The 13,650-nt window shown below is 60.4% G+C and carries 13 protein-coding genes and 1 riboswitch; of the genes, 7 read left to right on the forward strand and 6 right to left on the reverse strand.

Annotation, left to right across the window (positions count from 1 at the left end; all coding sequences use genetic code 11):
* Positions 1 to 355: 355 nt before the first annotated feature.
* From B0G75_RS32005 to B0G75_RS32020, 4 genes are all read left to right on the forward strand, one after another.
* The gene (locus B0G75_RS32005; protein ID WP_106314004.1) at positions 356 to 1,543 is read left to right on the forward strand and encodes an ammonium transporter; all 1,188 of its coding nucleotides are present in this window, start codon (positions 356 to 358) and stop codon (positions 1,541 to 1,543) included.
* Between the two features lie 255 nt (positions 1,544 to 1,798).
* Positions 1,799 to 1,860: riboswitch (Fluoride riboswitch) on the forward strand.
* A 76-nt stretch (positions 1,861 to 1,936) separates the two neighbouring features.
* Positions 1,937 to 2,317, forward strand: coding sequence for a fluoride efflux transporter CrcB (crcB, locus tag B0G75_RS32010; protein WP_106314005.1), 381 nt, complete (start codon positions 1,937 to 1,939; stop codon positions 2,315 to 2,317).
* A 425-nt stretch (positions 2,318 to 2,742) separates the two neighbouring features.
* Positions 2,743 to 3,006, forward strand: a complete 264-nt coding sequence (locus tag B0G75_RS32015) for a PepSY domain-containing protein (protein ID WP_106314006.1) — start codon at positions 2,743 to 2,745, stop codon at positions 3,004 to 3,006.
* Between the two features lie 15 nt (positions 3,007 to 3,021).
* Positions 3,022 to 3,543: a cytochrome b/b6 domain-containing protein gene (locus tag B0G75_RS32020; RefSeq protein WP_106314007.1), complete on the forward strand. Its 522-nt coding sequence runs from the start codon at positions 3,022 to 3,024 to the stop codon at positions 3,541 to 3,543.
* A 1,175-nt stretch (positions 3,544 to 4,718) separates the two neighbouring features.
* On the opposite strand, the gene B0G75_RS32030 is transcribed toward B0G75_RS32020, so the two are convergent.
* Positions 4,719 to 5,000 carry a hypothetical protein gene (locus B0G75_RS32030; protein WP_106314009.1) on the reverse strand — a complete coding sequence of 94 codons (282 nt, stop codon included), beginning with the start codon at positions 4,998 to 5,000 and terminating at the stop codon, positions 4,719 to 4,721.
* Positions 5,001 to 5,391: 391 nt separating this feature from the next.
* On the opposite strand from B0G75_RS32030, the gene B0G75_RS32035 reads away from it, so the two are divergent.
* Positions 5,392 to 5,610 (forward strand): hypothetical protein, encoded by a 219-nt coding sequence (locus tag B0G75_RS32035; protein WP_106314010.1) that lies wholly within the window; start codon positions 5,392 to 5,394, stop codon positions 5,608 to 5,610.
* Positions 5,611 to 6,528: 918 nt separating this feature from the next.
* The gene (locus tag B0G75_RS32045) at positions 6,529 to 6,813 is read left to right on the forward strand and encodes a hypothetical protein (protein ID WP_106314012.1); all 285 of its coding nucleotides are present in this window, start codon (positions 6,529 to 6,531) and stop codon (positions 6,811 to 6,813) included.
* 201 nt (positions 6,814 to 7,014) lie between these two features.
* Here B0G75_RS32045 and B0G75_RS32050 read toward each other — a convergent pair whose 3' ends face one another.
* Positions 7,015 to 7,269: a hypothetical protein gene (locus tag B0G75_RS32050; RefSeq protein ID WP_106314013.1), complete on the reverse strand. Its 255-nt coding sequence runs from the start codon at positions 7,267 to 7,269 to the stop codon at positions 7,015 to 7,017.
* A 533-nt stretch (positions 7,270 to 7,802) separates the two neighbouring features.
* On the opposite strand from B0G75_RS32050, the gene B0G75_RS32055 reads away from it, so the two are divergent.
* On the forward strand, positions 7,803 to 9,794 hold the full coding sequence (locus B0G75_RS32055; RefSeq protein ID WP_106314014.1) for an acyl CoA:acetate/3-ketoacid CoA transferase: 1,992 nt from the start codon (positions 7,803 to 7,805) through the stop codon (positions 9,792 to 9,794).
* Positions 9,795 to 9,892: 98 nt separating this feature from the next.
* Here the strand turns inward: B0G75_RS32055 and benD are convergent, their stop codons facing one another.
* Genes benD through B0G75_RS32075 form a run of 4 tightly spaced genes read right to left on the reverse strand, consistent with a single transcriptional unit; the run spans position 9,893 to position 13,570 of the window.
* The gene (benD, locus tag B0G75_RS32060) at positions 9,893 to 10,669 is read right to left on the reverse strand and encodes a benzoate diol dehydrogenase BenD (RefSeq protein WP_106314015.1); all 777 of its coding nucleotides are present in this window, start codon (positions 10,667 to 10,669) and stop codon (positions 9,893 to 9,895) included.
* Positions 10,666 to 11,688 (reverse strand): benzoate 1,2-dioxygenase electron transfer component BenC, encoded by a 1,023-nt coding sequence (gene benC / locus B0G75_RS32065; RefSeq protein WP_106314016.1) that lies wholly within the window; start codon positions 11,686 to 11,688, stop codon positions 10,666 to 10,668. Before benC ends, benD begins: the two co-directional genes overlap by 4 nt.
* Positions 11,689 to 11,726: 38 nt before the next feature.
* Positions 11,727 to 12,215 (reverse strand): benzoate 1,2-dioxygenase small subunit, encoded by a 489-nt coding sequence (gene benB / locus B0G75_RS32070; protein WP_106314017.1) that lies wholly within the window; start codon positions 12,213 to 12,215, stop codon positions 11,727 to 11,729.
* Positions 12,212 to 13,570 (reverse strand): Rieske 2Fe-2S domain-containing protein, encoded by a 1,359-nt coding sequence (locus tag B0G75_RS32075; RefSeq protein ID WP_106314018.1) that lies wholly within the window; start codon positions 13,568 to 13,570, stop codon positions 12,212 to 12,214. Before B0G75_RS32075 ends, benB begins: the two co-directional genes overlap by 4 nt.
* Positions 13,571 to 13,650: the final 80 nt, after the last annotated feature.

The following is a 13,650-nucleotide window of genomic DNA, read 5'->3' on the forward strand; positions in this document are numbered from 1 at the left end:
GGCACATTATGTCGGCGATTGTGCAGGAAACAAAGAGTGCACGCCATTAACCAGGCATGCGCCGCCAGCGCGCGCGCCAAGCGTACGCAAGACGTCAGCCTTTTGAATTAAGCGTAACTAAAATCGAATAATTTGCCCCGATTTGGGTCGCGCTAGTCGCTGCGACAACTATATGCACATTAATTGTGCGATTTCGTGCGAATTCAGGTGCACACCCGACGGCCAGCGCGTTGGTCGGAATGCACGGTCGATCCCATCCGGTGCCGATTTGCACCTTGTCGGCGCGGTTTGCGCACAAGTTTGGCCCGCTTCTTGCATTCACTGCCCGCTTTTTTGGCATACGCAGGACATATCGATGGAAAGTCTGAAAACCGGCACCGACACCCTCTTTCTTCTGCTCGGTGCCGCGATGGTACTCGCCATGCACGCGGGCTTTGCGTTTCTTGAACTCGGGACGGTGCGCAAAAAGAATCAGGTCAATGCGCTGGTCAAGATTCTGGTGGACTTCTCGGTCTCGACGATCGCGTATTTCTTTATCGGCTACACCATCGCGTACGGCGTGCAGTTCTTCGGCAGCGCCGAGGAGCTGGCAGCGCACAACGGCTATGCGCTGGTGCGCTTCTTCTTCCTGCTGACGTTCGCCGCCGCGATTCCCGCGATCGTGTCCGGCGGCATCGCCGAGCGCTCGAAGTTCAACCCGCAACTCTTCGCGACGTTCGTGCTGGTCGGCTTCATCTATCCGTTCTTCGAAGGGATTGCGTGGAACAACCGGTTCGGCATCCAGGACTGGCTCGCCCACGTGTTCGGCGTGCCGTTCCACGACTTCGCCGGCTCGGTCGTGGTGCATGCGTTTGGCGGCTGGGTCGCGTTGCCGGCCGTGCTGCTGCTGGGCGCCCGTCACGGCCGCTATCACCGCGACGGCGGTATTGCCGCGCATCCGCCTTCGAATATTCCGTTCCTCGCGCTCGGCGCCTGGGTGCTGGCGGTCGGCTGGTTCGGCTTTAACGTGATGAGCGCGCAGACCATCGACAAGATCAGCGGCCTCGTCGCCGTCAATTCGCTGATGGCGATGGTCGGCGGCACGTTGACCGCGTGGCTCGCGGGCCGCAACGACCCGGGCTTCACGTACAACGGGCCGCTGGCCGGACTGGTCGCGGTCTGCGCGGGCTCCGACGTGATGCATCCGCTCGGCGCGCTGGTGACGGGCGGCATCGCCGGGGTGCTGTTCGTTTATATGTTCACCTGCGTGCAGAACCGCTGGCGCATCGACGACGTGCTGGGCGTATGGCCGCTGCACGGTTTGTGCGGCGCGTGGGGCGGCATCGCGGCAGGCATCTTCGGCTTGCGGGGGCTCGGCGGTCTGGGCGGCGTGTCGTTCGGAGCGCAACTGGTGGGCACGGTGGGCGGAATCGCGGTGGCCACGCTCGGCGGCACGCTCGTGTACGGCGCGATCCGGCTGACGGTGGGGCTGAGGCTCGATCAGGAAGACGAGTACAACGGCGCCGATCTGTCGATCCACAAGATTTCGGCGACCTCGGAGTGAGGTCCGACCGGGGCGCCGGCTGGCGTTTTCGGTGCGTGAACGGGTCGCGCCGGCGGCGGGCCGCCCAAGTTGGGTCCGGGCCGGGCGTCCTTGACACTCTCGTCGCGTGAACGTCGCGCCGGCGGCGCGCTAAGATCCATCGCCTGAATCTCGCGAGCGCCGAATGAATATACGGCCCTCCATCGGACAGCGCGCGCCGGCGCCCCGACGGCGAGCGCCCCAACCTGTCCCCACATGCACGCGCGGATGTTAGACTTCCGCGCTGGAGATGGCATTCTCCGTTAACCGCCCTCGTGGCTGATGATGCCTGCTTCGTCCGGCTGAACGCGGAGGCGGCATCGCGCTTCTTGCTCTGCCCGGTTTGTCGACACTCCGGTTTTGCCAGGCCTCCCCATGTATTGGTCCATTCTCGCCGTCGGCATCGGCGGCGCGCTCGGTTCGTTATTCCGCTGGTTTCTGGGCATTCGCCTGAACGGCGTCTTCAGCGGCTTGCCGCTCGGCACTTTCGCCGCCAATGTCATTGCCGGCTACGTCATCGGCGTCGCGGTCGCAGGCTTCGCGCGAGCGCCGCAGATCGCGCCCGAATGGCGGCTCTTCGTCATCACCGGCTTGATGGGCGGCCTGTCGACTTTCTCGACTTTTTCGGCGGAAGTGGTGCAGCGCCTGCAGGACGGGCGGCTCGGCTGGGCGGCGGGCGAAATCGTGATTCACGTGGCCGCTTCGCTTCTGATGACCGTTCTCGGCATTGCGACGGTGTCGCTGCTGTCGCGCTGAAATCGCGGCGAGCTGAAGTGCTCGAGGCGTGTGCGGCGCCGTTTCGCTTCGCCTTTGCTTCGTGAAGCTGAAGCATGTCCCTTTCGGCGTAGCACCAAGCGGTTCCTGCCGACGCGTTTCGCTTTGTGCAGCGCGCTCGCCGTGACGCAAGGCCGAGATTTCGCTACCTATCACAACGGGCCAGCCCAAACGCCAAATCGATATCCTTCATCGTTCGCGTGCGAAATCGCCAACAGGGAAAATCTCCGTTTGCGGCAATTCGATTCGGCCGACGCCCTCTCCATCATCCACTCAAGAAACAGCGGCGGTTGCAGCGCTTTTTGCCCCACGCCAGCGGGCGTCAATTCTAAGCCTACAATCAGCTTGCGATCCGACCAGGCTCGACGTAGAGTGTGCGCTCGACAAACCAGTACATGAGGTGACGGATGTTCAAGTTCCTGGCGTTATGTGTCGCATTGGGTGCCTCCGGCTCCGCCTTCGCTAAAGCCGATTGCCCGGCTCATCCGAAGAACGAGTGGATGAAGGAATCAGATGCGCGCGCCAAACTCGAAGCAGAGGGCTACAAGATCAAGAAGTTCAAGGTCGACGGCAACTGCTACGAAATCTACGGCCACAACAAAGAGGGCAAGAAGGTCGAGATCTACTACGACACCAAGACGCTTGCCGCCGTGAAGTCCGAGATCGACTAATCCCTCGTGCGCGCGATGCCCGTCAAGACCTGGGACATGGGCGTGCGGTTCACGCACTGGACCGTCGCGGGCATCGTCGTGTGGAATCTGTTTGGGCCCACGGATCAGGCGCACCGGGTACTGGGATATATCGCCGCGGGTCTGGTTGCCTGTCGTATCGCGTGGGGGTTTATCGGCACGCGGCACGCGCGATTTTCCGCCTGGTGGCCGACGCCGGCGCATCTGAAAACCTACATGCGCTCGCTGGCCGCGGGCAAGCCGCTGCATCATCTGTCGCACAATCCGCTCGGCGGGCTGATGGCCATCGCCCTCTGGCTGCTGATCCTGGCACTGGCAGCAAGCGGCTGGCTGATGCGCCTCGACGCCTTCTGGGGCGAAGACTGGCCGCATGAGCTTCACACGTATCTGTCAATCGCACTGCAAGTCTGCGTGTGCGTCCATATCCTCGCGTCCTTCGTCATGAGCATCTGGACGCGCGACAATCTGATCCGTGCGATGCTGACCGGCTATAAACGCGATTCCGCCGACAAGCGCTGACAGTTGCAGGTGCTGGCCGATGCTAGCGTCCGTCCACTTCCAGACCCACCACGAACCTCGGACCGACCCATGCACGGGTTCGCACAATCACGCTGGATCAAACTTGCGCCGACACAGCGACGGCTTTGATCGCGCAATGGTCTTTACCTTCGAGACGCCGGAGGAAACAGACACTCTCGTGAAGTTAGTCGATTCGACCACCTTCACATACGCCTTCATTGCGGAAAGGTCCAGTCGCTATTTGCGGAGTATTGCGAGTGCTCGGGCGGCCAATCGATGCTCATAGCAACGCCGGTCCCGATCATCAAAAATTCGAGCTGAAGCGCCCCTTGCATACCGTTGAGGCCGCTCGAAACTTGCGCATTGGCGAATGTTCTTTAGCGGTCTTTCGGTCTTCCGCCACCCTTCGCCCGACGCCTGAAGAGCACACCGAATCCCAGCGCGACAAGCAAGGCGATTATCAAGCCGGCGCTCATGCCCGTCGTGCCGCGCCTCTCATCCGGACCGGAAGCAGCGGAGGCGACAGCAGGTGCAGAGCTCTGCGTTTCAACCGGCTTCGGAAGCGCTACGCCAGCGGCACTCCCCTGGCGCACGAGAGAGGCCTCCGACGTCGGGGAGGCCTGAGATGCAACGGAGGGAGCGGCGTCCGAAATCGGACCGACAGGCGCTATATCAGTGGATGAAGCAACAGCTGGAGCGTGCGTGGCACTAGTATTCGCTTCGGCAGACCTGGCCAGCGCCTTCCACTTTGCGAATACCGTATCAATGCAGTGAACGTCGATGCACGCGTTCCGCGATTGCCTCCACTGAGCGACCTGTGCGGGCGAAAGTTTGCCGCTGCTCAACAGAGCCCGTTGTTGCGCGGAGATATCGTCGTATTCATTGTTCAGGATGGCGTGGTCGCATATGACGCGCTCAGCCGGTTGTCGCGTGGTTGCGCATTGAATATCGCTTGCCCATGCTCCGGTTGGACCCAAAGCCGCCATTGACAGCAGCACTGGCCAAAATCGCTTTAGATGCACCTGCCCTCCTTGAATGTCGTTGCCTTGCTAAAAGTGCGGTCGCTCGTGAATGAAATTTGCCCTTGCCGTGACAGGGTCGCGAGACGCCGACAGTGCCGCCGCAAGAGGCGGCACTCGGAGCAGCTTACCGAATCTGGCTCGCACCCGCTGTTTTCATCTCGCGGTTAAAAGAGACCTCGCCTGCTCAAGAAGAGCGTGTGACGCTGCAAATTCATTGCGTCCCGCCATTGTCAGCGCCGCTTGACCTGTGCGCGCGAACAGATCGTCGTCAGATGTCGCGACGGCATTCAGTTCGGGACCGAGACGGTCGTATCGGCGAAAGAATTCGAGCATTTGCAACGCATCCAATCGCGAATCCTTAGGACCAGCGCTGGCTAGAATCTCGGCGGCTGCAACTAGCTGTCGCGTGGCCTGGAGGAATTCAGTACGGTCCATGACACTTGCCCCATGAGTCACCGTGGTCGATGGTTCGAAGAGTTTAGCGCAAGACCTTCCGACGCTGCCGACAGCGGTGGCTTGGCGAGGCGCTCGCCGCCCCGTTGCGTCGCACACGCTCGTGGTCCCTCCAGAGGCGCAAGAGCCGCCTACACCATCACCTCCGGACTGACGATTGGCAACCTGACCAGCCCCGCGCTTCGCGCAAGTGTTGGCTTTGGCGGCAGCAGGTAAGCCGAAATGTTCGTCCGAACCCAACATTGGGTCCTGCTTTCGCGCGCTCGAACCGGCATCGACCAGGCGTGCAGCCCGGCTGGAATGGCAGCCCGGAAACTAGCACTCAGTCGGCACGATCGTTGCAACTATGGCTGCCTCAACGGAGGTTGCCATCATGTGCGTTTTGCAGGGTTTCGTTAATGCCATTCCGCTGCGTGCGTCTTCACTTGTCGCCGCCGCAGCTATCTCTATTGCGGTGCTCTGCGGCACTGGCATCGCAGCATTTGTTGGACTGCTGCCCGAGTCGGATGACGTTGCCGTCGCGGTGACCGTGACACCGTTAATCGACATGCAAGTCGACGCTTATGTGAAGCGTGTCGCAAGCGCGTATTGAACCGCCAGCCAGAAAACAGGCGAGAACGCCGCGGCCATGCACCCGTCTGCGTGCGAGCTGTCGCGACGTCGATCCCAGTCAGCTGTCAGGAGCGCAGTACGCCTTTCAAGCGCCCCAGCTCAGCGGGTCTCGTGTAAGACCGGTACAGTTCGCCGACTGTGCCGAATGCCAGGGCCGGTTTGAGAGTCGCACCGGGAAGTGCTTGAGTAATCCAGTCAAAGGCATTCATTTCACGTTGAGCAGCATGCACCGCTGCCGTAAGCACAGTGAGCGCTCGTTCCGCGGAGTGCCCACCAAGGTCGACGAAGCAGCTCTCAAACGGATGCTTCGTTATGCTCTCGACGTGTAACGCTGACTTTCGAACGTCCAAATCAACCTCCTTCGCGGATTGCCCATCCTGTATAGCAACTGAATGTGACAATACATCGCGTTGTCCCGCCAACGATTCGACGCGGCTCGCGCGAGTGTTGTGGGTGCGGCGCGGCGCGGCAACCGTTCGGGAGAATGACACGCCGTAGCGCGACGTGAACAGGCGCACACCCCTTTTCGAATCCAGTCACGAGTATTCCTCGTATATACAGTCAGCCCCACGCAATGACGCGTGGCAACTCTGGAGGAATACGCCATGAAATACAGGACTGTGTTCGTCGCTGTCACGCTGTCTGCCGATGCGAGTGCCGATGCCGAAGTAACAGGACACGCAATCGGCGTCAGGCGTTCGAATTCCGCGTAACGCTGTCATTTTCGGTGCCGGGCCACGACTCACCTGCATGCCTCGCATCGGGACGCAGCCAATATCTGCCCTGATTGCGTCGGAGTAGCTGCTTGCGATTCGCCGCTGCGCAACCAGTCAGCTTTTGGCGGCATACGAGACTTCGGCGTGGCTGACGTACGCGCCTGCATCAAAGGAGAAATACCATGGAAAAGTTGGCGACGAAACTTCTGTTCGCGCGCATCGCAGTCGTGTCACTCTGCGCGTGCGCCGCGACGCTTGCGCAGGCTGGCGGGAATGGCAACGGTGGATCTGGCGGCGGCGGTGCTCACGGTGCCGCGACCGCGGGCATGACGTATCACAGCGAGCCCGTCTCGAGCCCCTGGAACCGGGTTCCTGGCGACATGAGCAGAAGCGCGGACACGGCGCATAAAGATATGCCCGGCATGACTCCCAATTACGACACTGCGCCGGATAAAACCGTGCAATGAATGCCTGAAAGTTTGCCGGCGCGAGAAGGTTCATCGTCTGTGCGCCCGGCAACTTGTTTGCAATGACTCGCTACCTCGGGTGGTGATACAACTGCCCGTGGTCGGCTTCGCACATCGACATTTCGCGACGCTGCCGGGCCAGAAGAACGCTACTTACTGGCAACCGGAAGGCGTGATCGCCGGTTGCGCGCACCGCTTTGTTCATATCGCCAACTGCCCCGGTGTGCGCATGAAGTTTTCGATGAGCCGCAGCAAGTCCGTCTCATCCGGCCGCGTACCCCATCGGCTGTATCCCGCAACGGATGCAATGGCGAACCAGGAATGCGGCGGAAACCATTCCGCTCGCACCGTCACGCCGCCGATGATTCGTAGCCGTCCCGTATCGCTGAGAAACTCAGCGTGAATCTTTTCGCCGCCGACGGTTTTGCTGGCGATAACTGGCGTGGACCGAAGCATAAAGCCTCCTGCAATTTCTGGCTGCTAAAAGTGGATGCTCGTGAACTGGCTCTCCCGAAGAAAACGAACATAGCCGGGACGTTTGCATTCACACGCCGAGTCAGCGACGAAGACCAAGGTTTTTGATGACACTGCGCATCGATACGCAAGTTGCGTGCCGGATAGAGCAAACGCTCGATAACCGATCTTTTGCCCGATTTGCATCTGTGCTCCGTCTGGTTCGGGAGCAATTGCCTTTGTCGGATGCACGCAAGTGAGCAGCGAGGCACCCGTTCTGTGCTGAGCAGCGCGCTGCGGAAATGCAACCCAATGTGCCCGCACATCCCTCAACCACTCTATCAATGTCTGAAAAGCGACAGCGCGAGACGTGTACTCTTACGAGTGAGCCGCAACTTCGTTCGTAAAGCCGGCTCCCCGCCGATGACGAATGCCGATACACCAGCCAACGCACGGAAACCGTAGTCGAGCTGCGGCAGGTCCGAACAACTACATAGCGCCGGAGCCCGGCTCCACGGTGCGGTCTGGAGACATCAATGAGCGCAGGCTTTCAACACCCGTTTCTCGCCACCGCAAACAACATTGGGCGAGGCAAAGTCGTCAGCGCCCAGCAGGCCGTCAGACTGATTCGTCCGGGTAACACGGTGGCGACGGGCGGCTTCGTCGGCATTGGCTTCGCGGAAGAAATCGCCGTCGCGCTGGAACAACTGTTTCTCGACTCGGCCGCCGACGATAGCGACGCCCCTCGCAATCTGACGCTGGTCTACGCGGGCGGTCAGGGCGACGGCGCTCGCAAGGGCTTGAATCACTTTGCCCACCAGGGCTTGGTTCGACGGGTTATCGGAGGTCATTGGGGGCTCGTTCCGGGGCTTCAACGCCTGGCCGTCGAAGGCCACATCGAAGCGTATAACCTGCCCCAAGGCGTCATCTCCCAGCTGTTTCGCGATATCGCGGCGCATCGGCCCGGTCATTTGTCCACGGTCGGACTCGATACCTTCGTCGACCCGCGCAACGGCGGCGGCAAGCTCAACGCCCGCACAACGGAGGACCTGGTTAGCCTGGTATCGGTCAACGGCGCCGACTGCCTCCTGTACAAGACATTTCCGGTCGACGTCGCCATCGTGCGGGGCACCACTGCCGATGCAAACGGCAATGTGACGATGGAAAAGGAAGCGCTGACTCTTGAGGCCCTTGCCATCGCAATGGCCGCGCGCAACTCTGGCGGCATCGTGATCGTTCAGGTCGAGCGCATTGCCGAGTCAGGGACCCTGAATCCACGACAGGTCAAAATACCCGGGATTCTGGTCGATTGCGTTGTGGTCGCGAAACAGGAGAACCACTGGCAAACCTTCGCTGAGTCGTACAGTCCCGGTTTTGCGAGCGAGCTTCGCATTGCGACGAGTTCGATTCCAGGCATGGCACTGACAGAGCGGAAAGTCATCGCACGGCGCGCTTCGTTCGAGCTGATGGCCAATAGCGTCGTCAATCTTGGAATTGGCATGCCGGAAGGGATTGCCAGCGTCGCGAACGAAGAGAAGGTGTGCGACCTTTTCACGATGACAACCGAGCCGGGCGTCATCGGGGGTATTCCGGCCGGGGGCTTGAATTTCGGCGCGGCAACCAATACCGACGCCATCATCGACCAGCCCTACCAGTTCGACTTCTACGACGGCGGCGGTCTTGACATTGCATTTCTCGGGCTCGCGCAAGTCGACCGGGAAGGCAACCTCAATGTAAGCAAGTTCGGTCCAAAGCTCGCGGGCGCGGGCGGCTTCATCAACATCTCACAGGCGGCGAAGAAAGTGGTGTTTGTCGGAACCTTCAACGCCGGCAAACTGGACGTCAATATCAAGGACGGGCGTCTGCAAATTCTTCAGGATGGCCTTAGCCAAAAGTTCGTCGACGCGGTGGAACACCGAACCTTCGGCGGCCGTTACGCCAACGAAAGGAAGCAGCCCGTGCTCTACATTACCGAGCGATGCGTCTTTACCCTCACGCCCGACGGACTCGAACTCATCGAGATTGCACCGGGGGTCGATCTCCAGCGAGACATCCTTTCGCAGATGGGCTTCGCTCCGGTCATCAAATCGCCGCCGCGGCTAATGGACGCCCGCATTTTCGACAATAAGCCGATGGGTTTGCGAGCCATGCTGTTGAGGCTGACGCTCAGTGAGCGGTTCAGCTACGACGCCGACAAAAACATGTTGTTCATCAATTTCGAAGGGCACAAGGTCATGACCGTCGACGACGTTGAAGCAGTCAGAGCCGAGGTCGAGCGGGTCCTGTCCGGCCTCAAGGTGCGGCCCCACGCAATCGTCAACTACGACAATTTCTCCATCGCGCCCGAAGTCATCGATGCCTATTCTGAAATGGTGAATGGCCTCGTCGCCCGATATTATTCGGACGTCACGCGTTACACGACAAGCAGCTTCCTGCGCATGAAACTGGGGGACGCGCTGCAGCGGCGCAGTGTCGCTACGTACATTTACGAGAGCCCCGAGGAGGCCTCGTCTCATGAGGCACGTTAGCCCGACGGACGCGCATCGCACTTGATCCTGCGGGGAACCCGCGGCCGCATGCCGGTCCTCCTGGTTGTGTGAGCCAGTTGGCCGGAGAGCGTGACGAATCAACCCGTGTCACCGCCCGCTACCGGCAACACCGTCCCAGTGATATAACCCGCCTCGTCCGAAGCGAGGAACAGGATCGGCGCGGCCTGCTCGTCGATGCTGCCGTAGCGCTTCAGGAAGGTCGATTCGGTGACCTGCTTCACCGCTTCGCCCATCCAGATTTTTTCCTGCTCGCTATCGCCGACAGCATTACGCGGCACACGTCGCAGCGGTGCATCGGTCCCGCCCGGCGCGGTGGCGACCACGCGGATGTTGTGCTCCGCGTATTCCATCGCCAACGATTGCGTCATCGCGTTCACACCGCCCTTCGCCGCCGAATACGGAACGCGGCGGATCCCGCGCGTGGCATTCGAGGACACGTTGACGATCGTCCCGCGTCCGCGCTGTAGCAGATAAGGCAAGACCGCATGGCACGCGTACAGCGTCGGCATGAGGGAGCGCCGGATTTCTGCATCGATCTGCGCAGGCTCGAACTCGGCGAAGGGCCGCATGCGAATCGCGCCACCCACGCCATTGACCAGAATGTCGATGCCGCCAAAGGTGCGCGCGGCGAAGGCCATCGCCGACGCGGCGCCTTCGTACGTCTCGAGATCGGCGACAAACCCTGCTGTATCTGCGCCGCGCGCTTCGGCGGCGACTTCCGACACGAAGTCGGCGCGGTCCACGAACAGCACCTTGCCGCCTTCGGCGGCTGCGCGAAGCGCTACCGCGCGACCGATGCCCTGCGCGGCGCCAGTGACCACCATGACCTTGCCGGCGAATCGTTGCGTGCTCATGCGGTCCTCGGCGCTGCGTTGGGAGTGAACTTCTCGTAGTGGAAGCTGTTGGGCTTCACGCCGTTGTCGTCGAAATGCTTACGCACTGCATCGACCATCGGCGGCGGGCCGCACAGGTACACGTCCACGTCACCGTCGTTGACGGCCTCCGCCGGCATATGCTGCGTGACCCAACCCTTGCGAGGATGAGTCGATTCCGTATCGGCCACGACGGTGCTGTAAGTGAAATTCGGCAGCTTCGCCACGTAGGCTTCGATTGCATCGACCTGCACGAGGTCGAGGTCGCGCGTTACGCCGTAAATCAGATGGACTTTCTGCTGCGAATTCGTGCGAGCCAGCACCTCAAGCATCGACAGGAACGGTGCCAGGCCGGTGCCGCCGGCAAGGAACAACAACGGCCGTTCGACCGCGCGCAGATAGAAGCTGCCGAGCGGTCCGGTCAGTTCCACCTTGCTGCCTGCTTGCGCGGATTCGAGCCAGGTGCTCATCACGCCGCCAGAAATTTTCTTGATCAGAAAGCTGATTTTCGATTCGCCCGGTGCCGACGAAAAAGAATATGAACGGTGCTGACCGCTGCCAGGAACGTCGATGTTGACATACTGGCCCGGCAGGAATACGGGCGCGGCCGCCTCCACATCCAGTTCGAGCACGATGGCCGCATCGTTGTGCGCTTCGACCCTGGTTACGGTCGCGGCGAACTTGCTTTGTTCGGTCTTGCATGCAGTGGACGATGCCGGCACCGCAATGACACAATCGCTTTCCGGCACCATCTGGCAGGTAAGAACGAGACCGCCCTCCTTCTCATCCTCGCTCAGCGCATCTTCGATGTAATCGTCGCCCAGGTCGTAGCTTCCGCTCTCGGCGCGGCACTTGCAGGTGCCGCACACGCCATCCGAGCAATCCATCGGCAGATTGATTTTGGCGCGAAAGGCGGCATCGAGTACTTTCTCGCCCGCCTTGCATGTGACAAAGCGGGTCACGCCGTCTTCAAAATTCAGTGCAATGTTGTAGCTGGACATCTTGCCTCCTGTACTTCTTTATTCCGCGGTGTTTGCGCTCAAACGTGATAGACGTCGAGTACCTGGCGGATGTAGTCGTCCTTCAACACGATGCGCTTATAGCAAATCAACAGTTCATCGTTGACCTTGCGCAGAGTGACGAACATCGTGCCGAAAAACTGGTCGGTGGTTCTGTAACGGTGGCTGAGCGTGTTGAAGTTGTAGCGCACGTCCACTTCGTTCTCGCGCTCGGCCAGCACTTCCACATTGGTGACGTTGTGACTGGTTCGCGGTTCAGGCATCGAGGCACTGCTGCGCTCGGTCTTGATGCGGAACACACGGTCTTCCAGGCCGCCACGGTCCGGGTAATACATCAGCGAAATCTGACTCTCGTGGTCGTCGGTGAGCTGGTCATCGTCATCCCACGCCGGCATCCAGTACGTGACGTCCCCGGTATAACAGGCAAGCCAGTCGTCCCATTGACGGTCGTCCAGCAGGCGCGCTTCGCGGAACAGCACGGCGCAAATTTTCTGGTAATCGAAGCTCATGCCACGGCCTCCCCTTGTTCCTTCCTGAGTGCGTCGCGCATCACATGGACCCAGTACTCGTGCTGACAGACGAACAGGCCCTCGTCTTCGCTGCGCTCGCCTGAAATGAGCGGCTTAAGGCCCATATTTTTTGCATTCGCGTCGGCTCCTTCGACCCACAGCGGCGCGCCGCGTGACAGGTCGTTCCACATTGCCGTGGTGCCGGCATAGCCTGCCTGGCAGGCACGGAATTCTTCGAGGTCATCCGCGGTGCCCATGCCCGAGACGTTGAAGAAGTCTTCGTACTGGCGGATTCGCGTAGCCCGGTCGGATGCGCTCTCGCCCTTCGGCGCAAAACAGAAGATGCTGACTTCGGTCTTGTCCACGCTGATCGGACGCACGACGCGAATCTGCGTGCTGAACTGGTCCATCAGGAACACGTTCGGATACAGACAAAGATTGCGGGTCTGGTTGACGATGAAGTCCCCCTTCACCTCGCCCACACGTGCCTTGATTTCGTCGCGGTATTGATAGACGGGCCGCACTTCCGGGTTCATCGTCTTGGTCCACAGCAGGATGTGGCCGTGCTCGAATCCATACACGCCGGCTACCGACTTGCTCCAGCCGTTCGCATCGACGGCCTTGGTGCCCTCGACCTTGCGCCGGTCCATCGTCGCGGCGTAATTCCAGTGCACGGTGCTGACGTGATAGCCGTCGCAGCCGTTCTCCATCTGCATCTTCCAGTTGCCGTCGTAGATATACGAGGAATTGCCGCGCAACACTTCCAGCCCGTCCGGGGCCTGGTCGACGATCTGGTCGATGATGACCCTCGTCTCGCCGAGGTAGACCTCGAGTGGAATCGCGTCCGCGTTGAGCGTGCCGAACAGGAAGCCGCGATAGCTCTGGAAACGTGCGACTTTTTTCAGGTCATGCGAGCCATTGGTATTGAATTGAATCGGATATTCGGTGGTCTTCACGTCTTTGACTTTCAGCAGCTTGCCGGTGTTGGCAAAGCTCCAGCCGTGGAAAGGACACGTGAAAGTGCCTTTATTGCCGTGCTTTTTACGGCACAGCATCGCGCCTTTGTGTGCGCAGGCATTGATGACCGCGTGCAGTTCGCCGCTTTTGTCGCGAGTGACCACGACAGGCTGGCGGCCGATCCAGGTGGTGTAGTAGTCGTTGTTATTGGGAATCTGGCTTTCATGCGCGAGATATACCCAGTTGCTCTCGAAGATGTGCTTCATTTCGAGTTCGAACAATTCAGCGTTCGTGAAGATGTCGCGGCGGCAACGGAATACACCGTTTTGCTTGTCGTCCTGAACCGCGGTGTGCAGCAGTTCATCGAGTTGCGAGGCTTTGTCGAAAGTTGCGGACATGAGTGCTCTCCTACGCGTGCTCCGGTCATGGAGTACGCGCATCAGTGTCGAAAGATTCTTGCGAAGGATTGAGCGGCAGC

The organism is Paraburkholderia sp. BL18I3N2 (genome assembly GCF_003001875.1).
GTDB classification, from domain to species: Bacteria; Pseudomonadota; Gammaproteobacteria; order Burkholderiales; family Burkholderiaceae; genus Paraburkholderia; species Paraburkholderia phytofirmans.